The sequence below is a fragment of the Streptomyces sp. MGP-BFMKR1 genome (assembly GCF_057766585.1).
Map to the genome: position 1 here is coordinate 2752582 of NZ_CM173408.1, position 20098 is coordinate 2772679.

The 20098-nt window shown below is 71.6% G+C and carries 15 protein-coding genes and 1 riboswitch; of the genes, 7 read left to right on the plus strand and 8 right to left on the minus strand.

The window, feature by feature from the left end:
• Positions 1 to 108: 108 nt before the first annotated feature.
• Positions 109 to 753 carry a TetR/AcrR family transcriptional regulator gene (locus AC3CHW_RS10120; protein WP_488470223.1) on the minus strand — a complete coding sequence of 215 codons (645 nt, stop codon included), beginning with the start codon at positions 751 to 753 and terminating at the stop codon, positions 109 to 111.
• An 80-nt stretch (positions 754 to 833) separates the two neighbouring features.
• Here AC3CHW_RS10120 and AC3CHW_RS10125 point away from each other — a divergent pair, with 80 nt between their 5' ends.
• Positions 834 to 1589: an SDR family oxidoreductase gene (locus AC3CHW_RS10125; RefSeq protein WP_398609409.1), complete on the plus strand. Its 756-nt coding sequence runs from the start codon at positions 834 to 836 to the stop codon at positions 1587 to 1589.
• Positions 1590 to 2565: 976 nt separating this feature from the next.
• On the opposite strand, the gene AC3CHW_RS10130 is transcribed toward AC3CHW_RS10125, so the two are convergent.
• The 4 genes from AC3CHW_RS10130 to AC3CHW_RS10145 all read right to left on the minus strand — a co-directional run bounded on the left by AC3CHW_RS10130 (position 2566) and on the right by AC3CHW_RS10145 (position 7345).
• Positions 2566 to 4125 (minus strand): glycoside hydrolase family 3 protein, encoded by a 1560-nt coding sequence (locus tag AC3CHW_RS10130; protein ID WP_488470224.1) that lies wholly within the window; start codon positions 4123 to 4125, stop codon positions 2566 to 2568.
• 39 nt (positions 4126 to 4164) lie between these two features.
• The gene (locus AC3CHW_RS10135) at positions 4165 to 4995 is read right to left on the minus strand and encodes a carbohydrate ABC transporter permease (RefSeq protein ID WP_387600274.1); all 831 of its coding nucleotides are present in this window, start codon (positions 4993 to 4995) and stop codon (positions 4165 to 4167) included.
• A complete protein-coding gene (locus tag AC3CHW_RS10140) occupies positions 4992 to 5981 on the minus strand; it encodes a carbohydrate ABC transporter permease (RefSeq protein ID WP_398609269.1) in 990 nt (329 codons plus the stop codon). The genes AC3CHW_RS10135 and AC3CHW_RS10140 overlap by 4 nt, the downstream gene beginning before the upstream one ends.
• A gap of 92 nt (positions 5982 to 6073) precedes the next feature.
• Positions 6074 to 7345, minus strand: a complete 1272-nt coding sequence (locus AC3CHW_RS10145; RefSeq protein ID WP_398612371.1) for an extracellular solute-binding protein — start codon at positions 7343 to 7345, stop codon at positions 6074 to 6076.
• 282 nt (positions 7346 to 7627) lie between these two features.
• Here AC3CHW_RS10145 and AC3CHW_RS10150 point away from each other — a divergent pair, with 282 nt between their 5' ends.
• The gene (locus AC3CHW_RS10150) at positions 7628 to 8422 is read left to right on the plus strand and encodes a GntR family transcriptional regulator (protein WP_488470225.1); all 795 of its coding nucleotides are present in this window, start codon (positions 7628 to 7630) and stop codon (positions 8420 to 8422) included.
• Positions 8423 to 8534: 112 nt separating this feature from the next.
• Here the strand turns inward: AC3CHW_RS10150 and AC3CHW_RS10155 are convergent, their stop codons facing one another.
• Positions 8535 to 9329, minus strand: coding sequence for a PIG-L deacetylase family protein (locus tag AC3CHW_RS10155; RefSeq protein WP_488470226.1), 795 nt, complete (start codon positions 9327 to 9329; stop codon positions 8535 to 8537).
• Between the two features lie 943 nt (positions 9330 to 10272).
• Between AC3CHW_RS10155 and AC3CHW_RS10160 the strand changes: the two genes are divergently transcribed.
• The 5 genes from AC3CHW_RS10160 to AC3CHW_RS10180 all read left to right on the plus strand — a co-directional run bounded on the left by AC3CHW_RS10160 (position 10273) and on the right by AC3CHW_RS10180 (position 17958).
• Positions 10273 to 12459, plus strand: a complete 2187-nt coding sequence (locus tag AC3CHW_RS10160) for a carbon starvation CstA family protein (RefSeq protein WP_488470227.1) — start codon at positions 10273 to 10275, stop codon at positions 12457 to 12459.
• A gap of 254 nt (positions 12460 to 12713) precedes the next feature.
• A complete protein-coding gene (locus AC3CHW_RS10165) occupies positions 12714 to 12926 on the plus strand; it encodes a YbdD/YjiX family protein (RefSeq protein ID WP_488470228.1) in 213 nt (70 codons plus the stop codon).
• Between the two features lie 534 nt (positions 12927 to 13460).
• A riboswitch (cobalamin riboswitch) is annotated at positions 13461 to 13582 on the plus strand.
• 157 nt (positions 13583 to 13739) lie between these two features.
• Positions 13740 to 16223 carry a ribonucleoside-diphosphate reductase subunit alpha gene (locus AC3CHW_RS10170; protein WP_488470229.1) on the plus strand — a complete coding sequence of 828 codons (2484 nt, stop codon included), beginning with the start codon at positions 13740 to 13742 and terminating at the stop codon, positions 16221 to 16223.
• A gap of 110 nt (positions 16224 to 16333) precedes the next feature.
• A complete protein-coding gene (locus tag AC3CHW_RS10175; protein ID WP_232544660.1) occupies positions 16334 to 17290 on the plus strand; it encodes a ribonucleotide-diphosphate reductase subunit beta in 957 nt (318 codons plus the stop codon).
• A 188-nt stretch (positions 17291 to 17478) separates the two neighbouring features.
• Positions 17479 to 17958, plus strand: a complete 480-nt coding sequence (locus AC3CHW_RS10180; protein WP_488470230.1) for a hypothetical protein — start codon at positions 17479 to 17481, stop codon at positions 17956 to 17958.
• 162 nt (positions 17959 to 18120) lie between these two features.
• Here the strand turns inward: AC3CHW_RS10180 and def are convergent, their stop codons facing one another.
• Positions 18121 to 18777, minus strand: coding sequence for a peptide deformylase (gene def / locus AC3CHW_RS10185; RefSeq protein ID WP_398609277.1), 657 nt, complete (start codon positions 18775 to 18777; stop codon positions 18121 to 18123).
• A 158-nt stretch (positions 18778 to 18935) separates the two neighbouring features.
• Positions 18936 to 19934, minus strand: coding sequence for a tetratricopeptide repeat protein (locus AC3CHW_RS10190; RefSeq protein WP_176163993.1), 999 nt, complete (start codon positions 19932 to 19934; stop codon positions 18936 to 18938).
• Between the last annotated feature and the right edge of the window lie 164 nt (positions 19935 to 20098).

Below are 20098 nucleotides of genomic sequence, written 5' to 3' on the forward strand. Positions count from 1 at the left end.
AGGCCGCCGGCCTGTCTCGCGGGCGCGCTGACCCGCCTCTTCACTCCCCTACGCGACGTCCGCGGGCTTCGCCGCGTCCCGTCCGCCCGCGCCGGTCCGCGCCGACGCTCAGCCGGGTATGTCGCCCGTCTCCGCCGGCCAGGCCGCCATCGCCGTGTGGGCCACGGTCTCCAGCGTCGCCCGGTCGACGCCGTCCCTGGCCTGCTGGGCCATGCCGTGCAGCACGACCGTGCAGTAGACGGCGAGGGCGTGCGCGTCGGTGCCGCTCGGCAGTATGCCGGCCTCGATGTCGGCGGCGATCCGCCGCTCGACCGCCGCGATCCCGTCGTTCCGACGCTCGACCAGGCCCTGGGCGATCTCGTTGGACTGCGGGGTGCAGTTGGTCGCGGCGCTGATCAGCATGCACCCGCGCGGATACCCCGGCAACGTCTGCCAGGACGCGGCCTCGTGCAACATGCGCGCCACGGCGCGGCGCGCGGTCGGCTCCTCCTCCAGGGCGCGGTCGATGAAGCCGCCGAACTCGCGCACATAGGACTCGATGGCCTCCTCGAAGAGCGTCTTCTTGTCCCCGAAGGCCGCGTAGAGACTCGGCGCCTTGACGCCCATCGCCCGCGTCAGGTCGGCGATGGAGACCGCCTCGAAGCCGCGGTCCCAGAACTCCATGGTCGCGGCCCGCAGCGCCGCGTCCCGGTCGAAGGAGCGGGGCCTCCCCCGCCTCACCGTCCCCTCAGATCCCTCGTTCGTGGTAGCCATGCCGCCATTCTATAGCGCCCACTAGATAATGTGCTACGGTCTTTATGTATCGACTCCTAAAGAAAAAGGGGGGCGTGACCATGGGCGCGCTCAAGGGCAAGACGGCGCTGGTCACCGGCGGCAGTCGAGGCATCGGGCGGGAGATCGCCGAGCGACTGGCGCGGGACGGCGCCAGGGTCGCGGTGCACTACGGGAGCAATGACGAGGCGGCCAAGGAGACGGTGACGGCCATCGAGGGGGCGGGCGGACAGGCGTTCGCGCTGCGGGCCGAGCTGGGCGTGCCGGGAGACGCGCAGGCCCTGTGGGCCGCCTTCGACGAGCAGGCGGACGGCCTCGACATCCTGGTGAACAACGCGGGGATCGTCGAGGCCGGCAAGCCGATCGCCGCCGTGACACCCGAATCGTTCGACCACGTCTTCGCGGTCAACGCCAAGGCACCGTTCTTCATCACCCAACTGGGTCTCCCGCGCCTGCGGGACGGGGGGCGGATCGTCAACATCTCCACGGGGCTGACGCGCGGCGCCGCGACACCCGAGCTGATCTCCTACTCGATGACCAAGGGCGCCATCGACGTGCTGACCCTGACCCTGGCCAAGGAGCTGGGCCCGCGTGGGATAACGGTGAACGCGGTGGCGCCGGGTGTGGTCGACACCGACATGAACGCGGCCTGGCTGCGCGGCGATGCCGAGACGTGGAAGGCCGTCGCCGCGCAGTCCCCGTTCAACCGGGTGGCGAAGGGCGACGACGTGGCCGACATCGTCGCCTTCCTCGCCTCCTCCGACAGCCGCTGGGTGACCGGCCAGTGGATCGACGCGACGGGAGGTGCCCTGCTGTAGCCCACACGCCTCGGCCCCCGATGCGGCGCTCCCCTACGGTCCGGTGTCGCCTACGGGGTGACGCGGTGTCTGGGTGGGTGGCCTGGTGGTGCCTGCGCCGCGTGGTCGCTGGCGTGGTGTGGCGGCGCTCGCTGGGTGGTCTGGTGGCGCCCGCACGGTCTGGTGGTGCTCGCGCGATCCGACTGGGCGAGTGCGCGCCCGGGCTTCACGTGCTCTGGGTGGGCCGCGGGTCGGGGCGGCGCACCAGTTCACTGACGCGTGCGTCACCGAGGAGGCACGGGGCCGGCGTGCTGGTGGTACGGGGCGTGCAGCGTGGGGGGCGTGAGGGCCGGGCGTGACGGCGAGGCGTGAGGACGCTGTGCCTCGTCGTGGGGTTCGCCCTGGCCGCGCGCTCGTTCGACGCTGGCGGGGTGCCGGGGGCCGTGCGATTGCCGTTGCCGAGTGCCGGCTGCCGTCTGCGGGTGCGGTGCGGCTGCGACTGCGCTTGCGTGGGGCCCACAGCGGAGACCGCTTTCAGGGGCGGCCCGCTTTCGGGGACGGCCCAGGCAGGCGTACCCGTGGAGGGGCTGTTCCGGCAGTCGGGCGTGGAACGGGAACGTAAACCGGCGGTTGGGCGGTGAGCGGTGGGCGCACTCGCCGGAGGCTCTGCCGGCACGCAGATGGGCCGGTCTGCACGGGGGCCGGCCTGCACGGGGGCCGGCTTGGCCAGCGGGTCTTGCACGGTGAGCCGGCCGATGGCCCCGGACTCCGGATCCCGGGGTCGAGGTTGAGGGGCCGGGGCCACCAAGGTGGCGGAGCGGCGCCGCGGGCCGCCGTGGCGGGAGCCAGGGCGGCCCGGCCCGGCTGGGACTGCCCCAGGGCGGCCCGGCCCGGCCCGGCTGGGCTGAGCCAGGCGGGCTGTCGGGGCCGCAGGGGGCGGGGAGGGTGGGCGAGGGGGAGGGGGGGAGAGCCCCCACCCCTCGTCCCACCCCCACCGCTATCCCCCCGTGATGACCTCGGCGGCGGCCCGGCCGCAGACGCGGGCGGCGCCGTGGGTGGCGATGTGGAGGGCGCCGACGGGGGCGGCCTGGGGGACGCCCATCTCGACCACGATCGTGTCGGGTCGCGCGGCGACCAGGGCGGCGAGGGCCTCGGTCATCCAGGTGTGGCGGTGGACGTCGCGTACGACCGCGACGATGGGGCGCTCCCCCGCTTTCGCGCACACCTGCGCGATGGTGTCGGGTACGCCGTGCTCGGTGACCCGCGCGTTGTTGAGGGCCTCGGTCTCGGTGCCGGGGAGGAGGCGGGCCAGTTCGGCCGCGACGCCCCACGGGGTGTCGTCGCCGACCGCGATGCTCGCCATCGGGGTGAAGGCGGCGACGTAGGCGGGCCGCGTGAGGGGGGCGGTGGCGCGCGGGCCGGCGGTCACGCGGACCGCGCGGCGGGCGGCGGCGAGCCCCACCTCGGGGGCGGCGGCTACGGACGGGGCCGAGCCCTCGGCCGATCCCGCGCCCCGGGTGTCCAGGCGGGCCCAGTCGGCCAGGGCGCGGACCCGAGCCGCCGCGTCGGCGAGCCGCTCCTCCTTCAGCTCGCCGGCGCGGACGGCCTGGACGAGGGCGTCGCGCAGGCGTCGCACGGTCTCCTCGTCGGCCAGCCCGCCGCCGACGCAGATGGCGTCCACTCCGGCGGCGAGGGCCAGTACGGTGCCGCGTTCCACGCCGTACGCGGCGGAGATGGCCTTCATCTCGATGGCGTCGCTGATGATCAGCCCGTCGAAGCCGAAGCCGCCGTCGGCCACGGGGCGGCGCAGCAGTCCGTGCAGCGCCTCCGGGCTGAGGGTGGCGGGCCGGTTCGGGTCCAACGCGGGCACCAGGATGTGGGCGCTCATGACGGCCTTGGTGCCGGCGGCCACGGCGGCCCGGAAGGGCACCAGGTCGCGGTCGGCCAGGACGTTCAGGTCGGCGTCGATGCGCGGGAGGTCGTGGTGGGAGTCCACGGCGGTGTCGCCGTGCCCGGGGAAGTGCTTGACGCTGGTGGCCACGCCGGCCGCCTGCATGCCTTCGACGTAGGCGGCGGTGTGCCGGGCGACCAGCTTCGGGTCGGCGCCGAAGGAGCGGACGCCGATGACCGGGTTGTCGGGGTTGGCGTTGACGTCGGCGGACGGCGCCCAGTCGAGGTTGACGCCGACCTCGGCGAGGCGGCGGCCGATCTCCTGGGCGACGGCCCGGGTGAGGTCCGGGTCGTCCACGGCGCCGAGGGCCAGGTTGCCGGGGAAGGAGGAGCCCTCGTTCACCTCGAGGCGGGTGACGTCGCCGCCCTCCTCGTCGATGGCTACCAGGAGGTCTCCGCGTTCCGCCCGCAGTTGCCCGGTGAGCGCGGCGACCTGTTCGGGCCGCTCGATGTTGCGGCCGAACAGGGCGACGGACGCGAGCCCCTCGTCGATCCTGCGGAGCAGCCAGTCGGGGGCGGTGGTGGTGCCCCGGAAGCCTGGCTGGAGGACGGCGAGGGCGTCGCGGCTCAGGGAGTCGGTGCGGGCGGAGGCGGAGGTGGTGCTCATCGTGCGGTGTGTCCCTTGCGGTTAAGGCGCGTTGTCCCGTTATCCCTTGACGGCGCCGGAGGTCAGGCCGCCGACGGCCCGGCGCTGCAGGAAGAGGAAGAGGATCAGGATCGGGAGGGCGAACAGGGAGGCGGCGGCCATGGTGGCGCCCCAGTCGTTGCCGAAGGTGCTCTGGAAGCTGTAGAGCCACACGGGCAGCGTCTGGGCCTGGTCCTCCTTGTTGAGGATCAGCACCATCGGGAACTCGTTCCAGGCGGTGATGAAGCCGAAGAGGGAGGTGGCCATCAGCCCGGGGGCGAGCAGCGGGAAGATCACCTTGCGGAACGCCTGGACGCGGGAGCAGCCGTCGACCATGGCGGACTCCTCCAGTTCCTTGGGCACCGCCGCGATGTAGTTCCGCAGCGTCAGGATGGTCAGGGGTAGCACCATGACCGTGTAGAAGAGGGTGAGGGGGATCAGGCTGTTGAGCATGTCAGCATCGCGCACCAGCATGTAGATCGCGATGACCATGACCTCCCAGGGGGCCATCTGGGCGATCATGAAGACCAGGATGACGCCCCGGCGGCCCTTGAACCGCATGCGGGCGATGGCGAACGAGGCGCCCAGCGCGACCAGCAGCGACAGGCCCACGGCCAGCAGCGTGACGGTGAGGGAGTTACGTACCAGCGTCCAGAAGTTGTCCGCGTTGACCGCTGTCTCGAAGTGTTCGAACGTCAACGAGGACGGGAACCAGACCGGGTCCTCGCTGAGGATGTCGCCGGTCGGCTTCAGGGCCGTGTTGAACATCCAGTACACGGGGAAGACGAACCCGATGAACAGGACGATCGCCGTCGCGTTGGGCCAGATGCGGCCGAGGCGTGAACGCTTCACAGCTCGTCCCTCTCTTGCTTCAAGACAATGCGGAGGTAGTACGACGTGAGGCCCAGCAGCACCAGGATGGTGAGCAGCGAGATGGCGGCACCCATGCCGTAGTGCTGGTTTCCGACGCCCTCGACGAAGGCGTAGACCGGGAGGGTCTCGGTGAGCCGGTCGGGTCCGCCCTCGCTGAGCGCGAAGATCTGGGGCAGTGCCTTGAAGACCCAGATGACCTCGAGGAAGGTCGTGGCGAAGAGGAACGGCTTGATGAACGGGAAGGTCACCGTGGTGAAGCTCTTCCAGGCGCCGGCGCCGTCGAGGGACGCGGCCTCGTACAGCTCGTTCGGGATGGTGGTGGTCGCGGCGTACAGGCTCAGGGCCACGAAGGGTATGGACTGCCAGACGATCAGCAGGGTGATGACGAAGAAGGCGGAGAACTGGGAGCCGATCCAGTTGTAGTCGGCCATGGAGTGCCAGCCCAGCTTGTCCAGGACCCAGTTCACGACGCCGAAGCGCTGGGCGAACAGCCACTGGTACACGGTGGTGGCGGCGATGATGGGCATGGCCCACGCGAGCACCAGGCCGATCTGGAGCGTCAGCCGCATCTTCTTGCCGAGCCGGGCGAGCAGCAGGCCGACGAGGGTGCTGATCACCATGATCAGGATGACGTTGACGCCGGTGAAGACGATCGAGCGACCGACGACGCGCCAGAACTCTTCGCTCTTGAGGGTCGCTTCGTAGTTGTCGAACCCGGTCCACTCGGTGAGCCGGCGGATCAACTGTCGTCGGTTGATGTTCTGCAGGGACAGCGTGGCGTTCTTGACCATCGGCCAGCCGAGGAACACCAGGGTCGTGGCTAGCGCGGGGAGAAGCAGCACGTACGGCAGGAGATTGCCGCTGATCCCCTTCCGTTTCGCGTGTGGTCCGCCCTTGGGCGGTCCTCCGCTCTTGCGGACGGCAGTTCCCGGTGCCGTCTTCGCACGTTCGGTCTGCACAGACATGCTCGTCTTCTCTTCCTGGGCCGGACGTGGTCGGTGCGCTGCCGGGGGTGGCATCTCCCAACCCCCGGCAGCGTGCGCGTGTGAGCCTGCGGCTAGAGGTCCTGGCTCAGCCGCTTGTTGAGCTCACCCTCGACCGACTTGGCGGCTTCCTCATGCGACTTGCCGTTGAGAACGGCGGTCATGTAGGTCTTGATCGGGTTCGGGGTGTTCTCGACCGCGGCCCATTCGGGGATCAGCGGGGTGGTGCCACCCACGGTCGCCGGCGCCATGGCCTCGGCGGCCTTGTTGCCCTTGAGCTGGCTCTGCAGCGACTGCTTGTTCGGGATCACGCCGCCTTCCTTGGCGAGCTGGCCCTCGAACTTGTCGGAAAGCGCGATCTTCAGGAATTCCTTCGCCAGTTCCTGCTTGTCGCTGCCCTCGGCCACGGCGAGGTTGGAACCGCCGAGGAAGACGCCCTCGGGCTTGTCCGCCGTCTCACCCGGGACGGTGAAGTAGCCGATGTCCTTTTCAATCTTCGGGTTGGCCTTGATGGCGGTGGCGGCTTCCCAGCCCATGCCGATGAAGGCGCCGGTCTTGCCCTCGGCGAAGACCTCGGCCTGCTGCGGAGTGGCCTCGTCCTTGTCCTTGGGGGCCTCGCTGAAGGCGGCGTACTGCTTGTAGATGTCCATGGCCTTGCCGACCTTGGGGTCGGAGAGGTTGGAGACGTACTTGTCGCCGTCCTTCTTTACCAGCTCGGCACCGGTGCCAATGGTGAGGCCGTCGAAGAAGTACCAGTTCTGGCCGGGCATGTAGATGGGCTCGGCGTCGGTCTTCTTGTCGATGGTGTCGAGCGCCTTGAAGAACTCGGTACGCGTCTTCGGCAGTTCCTTGATGCCGGCTTCGTCCCAGATCTTCTTGTTGTAGAGGACGACGCGGCTGACCGCGAACCACGGGGCCGCGTACTGCTTGTCCTCGTAGACGGAGGACTTGTTGATGTTCTCCGTCCAGTCGGCGCCGATCTCCTTCTTGAGGTCGGACAGGTCGGCCAGGCCACCGGTGTGTGCGTAGGCCGGCGTCTGCGTGTTGCCGAGCTCGATGACGTCCGGCGGATTCGACTCAGAGAGTGCCGTGGTTATCTTCTGCTGAATTCCGTTCCACTGCTGAACTTCAAACTTCAGCTTGGCTCCGGTCTTCTTTTCGAAGGCAGCCGTCACATCTTTGGTCCACCCGTCAGGCGTGGAACCGTCCATGGCCCAGACGGTCAGGGTCTCACCCTTCCAGCCGTCTTTGCCGGAGCCTTTGTTGTCGTCGCTGTCAGACCCACAGGCCGCGACGCTCACCAACATGGCCGCGACACCCGTCGCCGCTATGAGCCCACGCTTCACAGCACTCTCCTCAAAGAACCGGAATTGGTCTTTAATGGTTTAGACCAGTTCCCGCAGCTTGGCCTAGACCTTTAGGGGTGTCAAGGGTGTATAAGAGTCGCTGTCAGGTCCGTTATCGGACCGACACCTGGGGCCCGCCAGCACGTTGATGAGGGTGCCCCGGGGCCCACCCATGCCACGATGTGAGCCGCGCTGCGTTGTCCGGGGAGACCCCCCGTACCTCCAGCCGAAGTAACGGAGGAGCCGGTGACGGCAACAGGATCGGAGTCGGGGCGTCACGCCATGGGGAGCGACGGGGGCACCGCCCAGAGCGCCGGCGGCGCACTGGGCAACGGGAACGGAACGGCTGCGAGCGGCACGCGCACCGCGCGCGTCCCCAAGTATTACCGACTCAAGCGCCACTTGCTGGAAATGACCGAAACCATGCCCCCGGGCACGCCGGTCCCTCCCGAGCGCACCTTGGCCGCCGAGTTCGACACCTCCCGTACGACGGTGCGCCAGGCGTTGCAGGAGCTGGTCGTCGAGGGGCGGCTCGAGCGCATCCAGGGCAAGGGCACCTTCGTCGCCAAGCCCAAGGTCTCCCAGGCGCTGCAACTGACCTCCTACACCGAGGACATGAAGGCCCAGGGACTGGAACCCACGTCCCAACTCCTGGACATCGGCTACGTCACGGCCGACGACCGGCTCGCCGGGCTGCTGGACATCACCACCGGCGGCCGGGTGCTGCGCATCGAGCGGCTGCGGCTGGCCAGCGGCGAGCCGATGGCCATCGAGACGACGCACCTGTCCGCCAAGCGCTTCCCGGCGCTGCGCCGCAGCCTGGTCAAGTACGCGTCGCTGTACACGGCGCTGGCCGAGGTCTACGACGTCCGCCTGGCCGAGGCCGAGGAGACCATCGAGACCTCGCTGGCCACCCCGCGCGAGGCGGGGTTGCTCGGCACGGACGTCGGGCTGCCGATGCTGATGCTCTCCCGGCACTCGCTGGACGCCAACGGCGAGCCGGTGGAGTGGGTGCGCTCGGTCTACCGCGGCGACCGGTACAAGTTCGTCGCCCGCCTGCGCCGCCCGACGGACTGACCCACCCCGCCCGGGCCCGCTCGCCGGGCCCGGGCGCGTGGGCGAGGCGGGCGCCCCGCGTCGGGGCGCCCGTCGTGTGCCCGGCCGCCGGCCCGCCACCGCGCGCCCCCACCTACGCGGCGGGCGCCGCGTGCGGTTCCAGGGCCCACACCCGCTCGGTGCGCAGCGGCCCCGTACGGTGCAGGAACAGGCCGTGGCCGAGCGCGCCGAGCGGGGCGAGCTGCGAGCCGTAGCACTGCACGGCCAGGCGCTTGCTGGCCCACTCCGCGTCGTCGAGGCGCACCTCCCAGCGCGGGGTCAGCCGGAAGCGCTCCGCCAGGCTCCGGTAGGACTCCCCGCGTTCGGCGTCGGCCGCGAGCGCCTGCTCGGCCCCGTCGGTGTGCCAGCCCGGGGTGTGGCCGGTGTACGGCAGGTCGGCGTAGATCAGCGGCGGCGGCGCGCCCTGCTGGGCGCGGGTCAGCAGCACCTGTTCGCGGACCAGGGCGTGGTGCTCCTGGCGGGTGCCCATCGGGGCGAGCACCTCGGTGTCGGCGGGCAGTTCGCGCAACCACTGGTCGAGGTGGCCGAGTTGGTCGGGGTTGCCGTACGGGCCGTCGGGGTGCGGCAGCGCGATCTGGGCCACCCCGAGCAGGCCGAGGGCCTGGGCGTCCTCGACCACGCGGGCCGCGTGGGCCTCGTGGGGCGTGGTGAAGCCGCACATCTCGTCCCATTCGGAGACGGCTGCCCCGGGTTCCGGTGCCCCGCCGTAGGCGGTGACGACGGCGACCGGGCCGCGCAGCCTGGGGAGCACGGCCGCCAGCGACAGCACGGCGTCGTCGAAGTGTGGCGAGATGACGACGGTTCCCCACGGTGGCGTGCCGGGTTGGGTGGTGGTGGGCGTCGCTGCGGACGGGGTCGTCTCGGTCATGGACGTGCGGTCCTTTCTCAAGGGGAGCGCGCCGCGGGCGGCGGCTTTGGTGGGCCGCGCCGCGGTGCTGGACACCGTGATACGCCACGCGTCGTGGCGGTGGAACGGCGGGTCCACCCTGTGGACCGGTGCGGCCCCGGGTGGTGTGTGCGGCGTGGCGCTGATCAGGGGGTCGGCGGCGCGGGGTGGGGCGTCGGACCTGGCAAAGCCTTGGTCAAACGCGGTCGGGCCGTTCCGCGCGGATTCCGGCCGCGCTGGTGGCTGGTAAGCCGGCGCGGCTGGCACGCGTCGCCCAGGCGGGGCAAGGCCGCGCGGCCGTGGCCGCCGCTTTTCGGCCAGGTCTCGCGCGGTCTCGTGGGGTGGCCGGCGCGGGGCGTCGGGCGCGGGGGCGCGGGGTGCCGGCCCGGGAGTCGTGACCGGCGGAGGCTTCCCTTCCCCTGGTCACCCGCGCGAGGATTTCCGCCTGCCGCCCGGCGTGGGTGGCGCCGAGGGGCGGCCCATCGAGCGGTCCACCGGCCAGATCGACGAACGGAGCGGACGGATCGGCGGGTTCCAGATGAGGCGCGAGCCGGGCCCGCGCTGCCAGGGCTGGTACGCGCGTGACGTGTGAGGTCGAAGGGAAGGATGACCCGGTGTCGGCGAGGGCGAGGGGCGTCTTCGCGTTCCGGTTGTGGACGTGATGGACGCCACGAGGCACGCCCTGGGCCCGCAGTACCACCACGATGTCGAGCACGTTCAGGTCCCATCGCAGGCGTGGGGAAGCGGAGTTGAACCAGATGAAGGCGATCGTACGAGCCCTCGGGCAATTGGTCCAGACCACACCAGACGAGGAGTCAGCCGGGCGCACCGCGCCCGCGCATTCCCCTCGTCGGCCTCTGACCTGGGCTGTCGCGGCGAGCTGTGCCGCTGTGGCACCGGCCCGGATCGACGGAGGGTGTGCCCGGTGAGCACTCCCAGCCCACGGAACATCTCCCCGCGCACCGTCCTCGTCTGGACCGCCGTCGCCCTCGTCGGCGCCCTCGGCTGGGCCATGCTCGCCCTCTCCCGGGGCGAGGAGGTCTCCGCCGCCTGGATGGTGGCGGCGGCGCTGGGCTCGTACGCCATCGCGTACCGCTTCTACTCGCGTTTCATCGTCACCAGGGTGCTGCGCGCCGACAAGACGCGGGCCACTCCGGCCGAGCGGCGCAACGACGGCGTCGACTTCCACCCGACCGACCGCCGCGTGCTGCTCGGCCACCACTTCGCGGCCATCGCGGGCGCGGGGCCGCTGGTCGGCCCGGTGTTGGCCGCGCAGATGGGCTATCTGCCGGGCACCATATGGATCGTCGTCGGCGTGATCTTCGCGGGCGCCGTGCAGGACATGGTGACGCTCTTCTTCTCCACCCGGCGAGACGGCAAGTCGCTCGGCCAGATGGCGCGCGAGGAGATCGGCCCGATCGGCGGCGCCGCAGCGCTGCTCTCGGTGTTCATCATCATGATCATCCTGCTCGCGGTGTTGGCGCTGATCGTCGTCAACGCGCTGGCCGAGTCCCCCTGGGGCACCTTCTCCATCGCGATGACCATCCCGATCGCCCTCGGCATGGGCTTCTACCTGCGCGTGCTGCGGCCCGGCCGGGTCACCGAGGTCTCGCTCATCGGCCTCGTTCTGCTGCTGCTGTCCATCGTGGGCGGCAACTGGGTGGCCGAGTCTTCCTGGGCCGACACCTTCACGCTGGACCACAGCACGCTGGTGCTGTGGATGGTGGCGTACGGGTTCATCGCCTCCGTGCTGCCGGTGTGGATGCTGCTGGCGCCGCGCGACTACCTGTCGACCTTCATGAAGATCGGCACCATCGGGCTGCTGGCCGTCGGGGTCGTCTTCACGCTGCCCACCCTCAAGATGGACGCCGTCACCGACTTCGCGGGCCGCGGCGACGGACCGGTCTTCGCCGGGTCGCTGTTCCCCTTCGTGTTCATCACCATCGCCTGCGGCGCGCTCTCCGGCTTCCACGCGCTCATCGCCTCCGGCACCACGCCGAAGATGATCGAGAAGGAGACGCAGGTACGGATGATCGGCTACGGCGCCATGCTGATGGAGTCGTTCGTGGCCGTCATGGCGATGGTGGCCGCGTCCATCATCGACCCGGGCCTGTTCTTCGCGATGAACGCGCCGGCGGGCGTGGTCGGGGACACCGTCCAGTCCGCGTCGGAGGCGGTCGCCGGGCTCGGCTACTCCATCTCGCCCGAACAACTCGCCGCGGCGGCCAAGGCCGTGGAGGAGAGTTCGCTGCTCTCGCGCACCGGGGGCGCTCCCACACTGGCCGTGGGCGTATCGGAGATCTTCTCCGACGTGATCGGCGGCGACAGCATGCGGGCGTTCTGGTACCACTTCGCGATCATGTTTGAGGCGTTGTTCATCCTCACCGCCCTGGACGCGGGCACCCGCGTCGGCCGGTTCATGCTCCAGGACATGCTGGGCAACGTCTACAAGCCGTTCCGCGACGTGGGCTGGAAGCCCGGCATCTGGATCTGCAGCGCCATCGTGGTCGCCCTGTGGGGGTACTTCCTGTGGGTCGGCGTGCACGACCCGCTGGGCGGCGTCAACCAGCTCTTCCCGATCTTCGGCATCGCCAACCAGTTGCTGGCCGCCGTCGCGCTCGCGGTGTGCACCACGCTCCTGGTGAAGTCCGGGCGGCTCAAGTGGGCCTGGGTGACGGCCGTCCCGCTGGTCTGGGACGTGGTGGTGACGCTGACCGCGAGCTGGCAGAAGATCTTCTCGGGCGATCCGCGGGTGGGCTTCTTCAGCCAGCGCGACCGCTACCAGGACGCCATCGACGCGGACAAGGTGCTCCCGCCCGCCAAGAACATGGACGAGATGCACACGGTCGTCACCAACTCGACCGTGGACGGGGTGCTCTCCGCGCTGCTCGCCGTCCTCGTGATCGTCGTCATCGCGGACGCGGCCCGCACCTGCGTCCGGGCCATCCGCGACCCGGAGGCCGCCCGGCTGCACGAGACGCCGTACGTCGAGTCGCGGATCGTCGCGCCGGCCGGACTCGTGGCCACCCCCGAGGAGAAGCGGGAGCTGGCCGAGGCCGCCGCGGCGGCCGGCCGGCCCGAACGCGTCACCCAGGGCGACCCCTCCGCCTGACCGCGTCCGCGCGGCGGGCGAAACCGGCGCCGCCCCGGCGCCCGGCCCGCCGCGCGGATGTCGCCCGCGCCACGCACCACCCCGCTGGCCCCGCCGCGCGGGCACCGCACACGCCACCCGGTGCTCCACCGAAGCCGCTGGCCCGCCCCCCTGCCCCACGGCCGCGCGAGGCCGCACCATGGGCAGGGGGCCGGGCCCGCGCACCCCGCGGGCACCACCCGCCAGCGTCCGCACCCGACAAGGAGCCGATCGCGATGACCAACACCGCCGCGCGCCGGGCCGCGCACTGGGGCCGCCGAGTGCGCTGGTACGTACGCGAGTTCACCGGCGAGGGGACGTACGACCGGTACGTCGCGCACACCCGCCGGCAGCACCCCGGCACCGAGCCGGCCAGTCGCGCCGAGTTCGAGCGGCGACGGATGGACGAGCGCGAGGCGGACCCCCGCAACGGCTTCCGCTGCTGCTGACGCCGCCCCGCCCGCACACCAGACGCCCGCCGGCCGACCGCCCCCGCGCCCCGCGAGCCACGCACCCCGCGTGGCGCGCGGGGCGCCGCCGCGCCTCCCCCCGCGCTCGCCGCGCCCTGTCCCGCGCCCGGCGCACGCCGCCGCGCGCCATGAACGGCGTCGGCGTCGACTTCGGCGTCGACTTCGGCTTCGGCTTCGGCTTCGGCTTCGGCGGTGCGGGCTGTCGCCCTGTCACGTCCCCACCGCCGCCGCGCGCGCCGCGCGGGCCGCATCCCATTCCCCCCTCTTCGGCCAGTGATGTCCGCGCCGACGGTGACCGGCGCGCGCCGCGTCCCGCTCCGCGCCGAGTGGGCCGCCAACACGCCGGGGACTGTGGCAAGCCACCAATCGACGGGGCCGCGGTCGAACCGTTCGGGCCCTTCATGACGGGCCCGACGGGCACTCAGACCCCTGGATCGGTTAGCACATCCGTACGGGATTCACCGCGCCGCGACACAAGATGTGGGGGCACACGCCATCGCCGACACAAGATGTATGCTCGTGCTCGCTGTCGCCGCAGGGGAATCCGGTGCGAATCCGGAACTGTCCCGCAACGGTGTACGTGTGCCGTTTTGCGCGCCGTGAGTCCGAGGACCTGCCGACAGCGCGCCCATGGCCGGACACGCTTGCCGGCCCCGGGCGTCGCATACGTCCGGGCCCCGTGGGTTGGGCCGGTGGACGCCGCGTGGCATGCCCGACCACAGGTCGTGGCCCGCCCGTGCGCGCCTTCCGTCCCTCCCGCGCGGCCCCCTGCCGAGCGAGGGAGAGCCACCCGTGACCATCGCGCCAGCGGACCCCGTTTCACGTGAGTCCGTCTCAGAGTCAGCGGTCGAAGGAGCCGGCACCGCGCTGTTGCGCGTACTGACCGACCTCACCGCCGACCTGCCCGCCACCGACCCGGGAAAGGTGGCCGCCGCCGCGCTGCGCGGACGCCATCCAGGTTCGGACGAGGCGGAGTTGCGGTCGCTCGCGACCGAGGCGGCGGCCGGTCTGATCGCCGAGGAGCCGCAGTACTCGCGGCTCGCCGCGCGGCTGCTGACCCGGGCCATCGCGGAGGAGGCCGCCGGGCAGGGCGCGGTGTCCTTCTCCGCCTCGGTCGCCGTCGGCCACCGCGAGGGGCTGATCGCGGACGCGACGGCGGACTTCGTCCGCACCCACGCCGCGGCCCTGGACGCGCTGGTGGAGGAGACCAACGCGGCGGGAGCCGGGCACGGCGTGGGCCGGGCCGACGACCGCTTCGGCTACTTCGGCCTGCGTACGCTGCACAGCCGCTACCTGCTGCGGCACCCGATCACCCGGCAGGTCGTCGAGACCCCGCAGCACTTCCTGCTGCGGGTCGCCTGCGGCCTGGCCGAGGAGGGCTCCGCGCGGGCGCTGGCCGACGTCAGCGAGCTGTACCGGCTCACCAGCTCGCTGGCGTACCTGCCCAGCTCCCCCACGCTCTTCAACTCCGGCACCCGGCACCCGCAGATGTCCTCCTGCTACCTGCTGGACTCGCCGCTGGACGAGCTGGACTCGATCTACGACCGGTACCACCAGGTCGCGCGGCTGTCGAAGCACGCGGGCGGCATCGGCCTGTCGTACTCGCGCATCCGCTCCCGGGGTTCGCTGATCCGCGGCACCAACGGGCACTCCAACGGCATCGTGCCGTTCCTGCGCACGCTCGACGCCTCGGTCGCCGCCGTCAACCAGGGCGGCCGGCGCAAGGGCGCGGCCTGCGTCTACCTGGAGACCTGGCACGCGGACATCGAGGAGTTCCTCGAACTGCGGGACAACACCGGCGAGGAGGCGCGGCGCACGCACAACCTCAACCTCGCGCACTGGATCCCGGACGAGTTCATGCGCCGGGTCGAGGCCGACGAGGACTGGTCGCTGTTCTCCCCCGCCGACGCGCCGGACCTGGTGGACCTGTGGGGCGATGAGTTCGACGCCGCCTACCGCGCCGCCGAGGCCGCGGGCAAGGCCAGCAAGACGGTGCCCGCCCGGACGCTGTACGCGCGGATGATGCGCACCCTCGCGCAGACCGGCAACGGCTGGATGACGTTCAAGGACGCCGCCAACCGCACCGCCAACCAGACCGCCGAGCCCGGCGCGGTGATCCACTCGTCCAACCTGTGCACCGAGATCCTCGAGGTCACGAACGACGGCGAGACCGCGGTCTGCAACCTCGGCTCGGTCAACCTCGCCGCACACCTGCGCACGGACGTGGACCTGGCCTCCGTCGCCGACCCGCTCGACGCCGTCGACTGGGCGAAACTGGACCAGACGGTGCACGTCGCGGTCACCTTCCTGGACCGCGTGGTGGACATCAACTTCTACCCGACCGAGCAGGCCGGCGCCTCCAACTCCCGCTGGCGCCCGGTGGGCCTCGGCGTGATGGGCCTGCAGGACGTCTTCTTCCAACTGCGGCTGCCCTTCGACTCGCCGCGGGCCAGGGAGCTGTCCACGCGGCTCGCCGAGCGGATCATGCTCGCGGCCTACGAGGCATCCGCCGACCTCGCCGAGCGCCCCCGGGCCGGCTCCGACGCGCAGACCCCCGCCGGCCCGCACCCGGCCTGGGCCGCCACCCGCACCGCGCGCGGCGTGCTGCACCCGGACCACTACCCGACCGCCACCGCGCACTGGCCCGCGCGCTGGGAGGCGCTGCGCGCGCGGATCGCCAGGACCGGCATGCGCAACTCGCTGCTGCTGGCCATCGCGCCGACCGCGACGATCGCCTCCATCGCGGGCGTGTACGAGTGCATCGAGCCGCAGGTCTCCAACCTGTTCAAGCGCGAGACGCTCAGCGGCGAGTTCCTCCAGGTCAACGCCTACCTGGTGGAGGACCTGAAGAAGCTCGGGGTGTGGGACGCGCAGTCCCGCGACGCGCTGCGCGAGGCCAACGGGTCGATCCAGGACTTCGGCTGGGTCCCGCAGGAGGTGCGCGACCTGTACCGCACCGCCTGGGAGGTCCCGCAGCGCGCCCTGATCGACATGGCCGCCGACCGCACCCCGTACCTGGACCAGAGCCAGTCGCTCAACCTCTTCATGGCCCAGCCCACCATCGGCAAGCTCAGCTCGATGTACGCGTACGCCTGGAAGCGCGGCATCAAGACCACGTACTACCTGCGCTCGCGCCCGGCCACCCGGATCGCGCACTCCGCGCGCGGCGGCGAGGCGACGGCCAGCGTCCCCGTACCCGCCCAGCAGACGCCCGTCGAAGCCGACGCGGTCGCCTGCTCCCTCGAAAACCCCGAATCCTGCGAGGCATGCCAGTGACCAGCCCGGCCACCCCTCCGGCCACCATCGACACCACCCACGCCACCGGCGAGGCGGTCACGGTGCGCAAGAACCTGCTCGACCCGGGCTTCGAGCTGACCCTGCGGCCGATGCGCTACCCCGAGTTCTACGACCGCTACCGCGACGCGATCAAGAACACCTGGACCGTCGAGGAGGTGGACCTCCACTCCGACGTCGCCGACCTGGCCAAGCTCTCGCCGGGCGAGCAGCACATGATCGGCCGCCTGGTCGCGTTCTTCGCCACGGGCGACTCCATCGTGGCCAACAACCTCGTGCTGACGCTGTACAAGCACATCAACTCGCCCGAGGCGCGGCTGTACCTGTCGCGGCAGTTGTTCGAGGAGGCCGTGCACGTCCAGTTCTACCTGACGCTGCTCGACACCTACCTGCCCGACCCGGACGACCGCGCCGCGGCGTTCGACGCCGTGGAGAACATCCCCTCCATCCGCGAGAAGGCGCAGTTCTGCTTCAAGTGGATCAACGAGGTGGAGAAGCTCGACCGGTTGGAGTCCAAGGCCGACCGGCGCCGCTTCCTGCTCAACCTGATCTGCTTCGCCGCCTGCATCGAGGGCCTCTTCTTCTACGGGGCGTTCGCCTACGTGTACTGGTTCCGCTCCCGCGGCCTGCTGCACGGCCTGGCGACCGGCACCAACTGGGTCTTCCGCGACGAGTCCATGCACATGGAGTTCGCGTTCTCGGTCGTGGACACGGTCCGCGCGGAGGAGCCCGACCTCTTCGACGAGGAGATGGGCCGCGAGGTCACGGCGATGCTGGAGGAGGCCGTCGAGGCCGAGCTGCAGTTCGCGCGCGACCTGTGCGGCGAGGGGCTGCCCGGCATGAACACCGAGTCGATGCGCGCCTACCTGGAGTGCGTCGCCGACCAGCGGCTGCTGCGGCTCGGTCTGCCGGTCCGGTACGGCACGGAGAACCCCTTCTCCTTCATGGAGTTGCAGAACGTCCAGGAGCTGACGAACTTCTTCGAGCGGCGGGCCTCGGCCTACCAGGTCGCCGTGGAGGGCTCGGTCTCCTTCGACGACGAGTTCTAGGCACGGCTCGCGACCGGCTCCCGGCGCCGGTTCCGACACCGGCGCCGGGGCCGCCTACCGCGCGGGGCGCGCACCTCTTCGGGGCGCGCCCCGCGCGGCGCGTCACGTTGCTGCCAGGCACCGTCCTGCCAGGGCGGGACGGGCCGAGTGGGCCCACGGGGACGTGACGCCTCGCTAGCGTGTGGCCCATGCATGGTTCCCAGCCTCCCGGCCAGTCCCCTGTCCCGGGCCCCGGCCCCACCCCCGGGTCGCACCCGGCCCCGCCGCACGGCTACCCGCTGCCCCAGTTCCCGCCGGGGTCTGGTGCCCCGTCCGCGGCGCACCAGATGCCCGGGGTCGTACGGACCGCCCAGGTGCTGTTGTTCGTGGGGGCCGGGTTCTTCCTGTTCCTCGCCGTCGTGACGGGCCTCGCCGATGGCTCCCGGTCGGCGGGCCAGGCGATCGGGACCGGGTTGTTCTGGTTCGTCGGGGCGGGCTGCGCCTTCCGGTTCGGTACAGGCGAGCACGCGACGCGGGTCACCGCGATCGTCGTCGCGTCGGTCGCCATCGCCACCGGCCTCGGCTCCATGCGGGAGCAGCCCACCGGCCCGACGGCCATCCTCGCGATCATCGTCGTGGTCCTGCTGTCCCAGCGCACCACCGGCGACTGGTTCCGCCGCCCGCGCTGATCACCGCCGACTCGACTCACCGCGCCGACAGCCGGGGTGGCTACCGTCCACGGCGGCCCGGCGCCGCAGGACGAGGCGGCCCGGCCCCGCAGGCCAACGGGCCGCCGCCGACCGGCGTTCCGGTCGACGGCGGCCCGTTGGCAGCACCCGCAAGGGGGCGACTCAGGCGTTGGGCACCGTCTCGTAGCGCGGCGTGCCCTCCTCCATCTGGCGCAGGGCGTCCTTGCGGTCCCGCTTGGAGAGCCGGTCGATGTACAGGTAGCCGTACAGGTGGTCCGTCTCGTGCTGGAGGCAGCGCGCGAAGTAGCCCGTGCCCCGCACCTTGATCGGCTTGCCCTGGGCGTCCTGGCCGCGCACCTCGGCGTAGTCAGGGCGGGCCAGCGAGGCGTACGCGGTGGGCACCGAGAGGCAGCCCTCGTTGGAGTCGTCCAGGTTGCGGCGCTCGGCGGGCAGCTCGATCAGGACCGGGTTGCAGACGACGCCGACGTGCCGTACGCCCTCGTCGTCCATGCAGTCGTAGACGAAGACCTTGCGGTCCACGCCGATCTGGTTGGCGGCCAGGCCGACGCCCTCGGCCGCCCGCTGGCTGGCGAACATGTCGTCGATCAGCGCGGCCAGCTCGTCGTCGAAGGCGGTGACGTCCTGGCATTCCTTGTGCAGCACCGGATTGCCCACGACGGTGATCGGGCGGGCCGTGCCGCGCTCGCGGTGCGCCTGCTCCCGCTCCGCGCAGTCCTGGGTGTCGATGACGAACCCGTCCTCCCCCTCCGGCAGTGAGGACCCCTCGTTCACCTGCTGGTCGGTCTCTTGCTGCGCCATGGTCCGCCGTAAGCCTTCCTGGAATCCCTGCTTCGTCGCCCTACAGGGTACGGGCATCGCCGGGCCCCCGGCCCGCGCTCGCCCGGTCCGGGCCACCACGGGGCCCCGGGCACCCGCGCCGCGCGGGCCGCCGGCCGGCCGCCGTGGGCCGCCTGGGTTCAGCAGACCTCTTCCAGGTCCCGCCATTCGCGGGTGTCCGGGCTGTCCGCGACCCAGCCGTCGAGCAGGCCGCGCACCAGGCCGGCCGGGGCCGCGATGCCGCACTCGCGCTCCGGGACCCACAGCGAGCCGGAGCCCGCCGTGCGGTGCCCGAGCGGGCCGGGGTGGCCGGGTTCGCTGTGGTCGTGCGGGTCCAGGTGCTCGCCGTCGCCCTCGTCGCTCGGCATCCGGCTCTCGGAGCAGGAGCGGCACAGCAGCCGCACCGACGACGACCAGTCCTCGGCCGCGAAGCCGGCGTCCGCCGCCAGCCGCTCCAGGGCGTCCCGGTCGGCCTCGCGGGCCGCCTCGATCAGGACGACCCAGGTCGGGACGGGTGAGGGCGCCCACAGCTCGATCTCGTCGAAGACGGGGTAGGACGGGCCGGCGGCGGTGGTGCGCTCCCCGTGCGGGACCCCGTCGTGCAGCACGACCTCGCCCCAGCGCCGGCCCGAGGACGGCAGCGGGATGCTCAGCACCTCGATCCGGGCCGGGTCGAGGCGGCGGCCCCACACGACCTCGGCCTCGCCCTCGGGCGAGAGCCGCACCGCCGCGCTGCCCAGGTCCATGTCCACCGGGGCGCTGCCGGGACCCGAGGTGGCCGCCTGGTCACCGCGCGTCTTGAGGCCGTACGCCTGCCAGGCCCGGCGGGCCAGCGGCCAGTCCTGGAGCGCGGTGGCCGCGATGCCCACGTTCCACCAGTCGGGGGCCCCGGAGTCCCGGTCGAGGAGCGCGACGGCGCGCAGCCCGGCGGCGCGCGCCTGCTCCCAGTCGTGCCGGAACTTGTGCAGCAGGGCCAGGTTGAACCAGGACTCGGAGAGCCAGGGCTCCAGATCGACGGCGCGCGTCAGCAGCGCGCCCGCGTCCTCGTACCGGCCGTCGCCGATGAGCGTGAACGCGCGGTCGGTGGCCTGCCGCCAGGAGGCGGATGGCCGGCGCCGCACCTTGCCGAAGATCCTCACGATTCCCGCCTGCCGATTGCTGCGTCATTCCGCGCCGGTGCCCTTGCGGGCGGCGTCGCCCTCCCTGACGACAACCTGCCACATCTTCACGGACATCTCAGCCCGGCCCCTGCGATTGCGTCGGAGCAGCCTGTGCGCTACTGCTCTCCTTGCCGCTGGCCTGG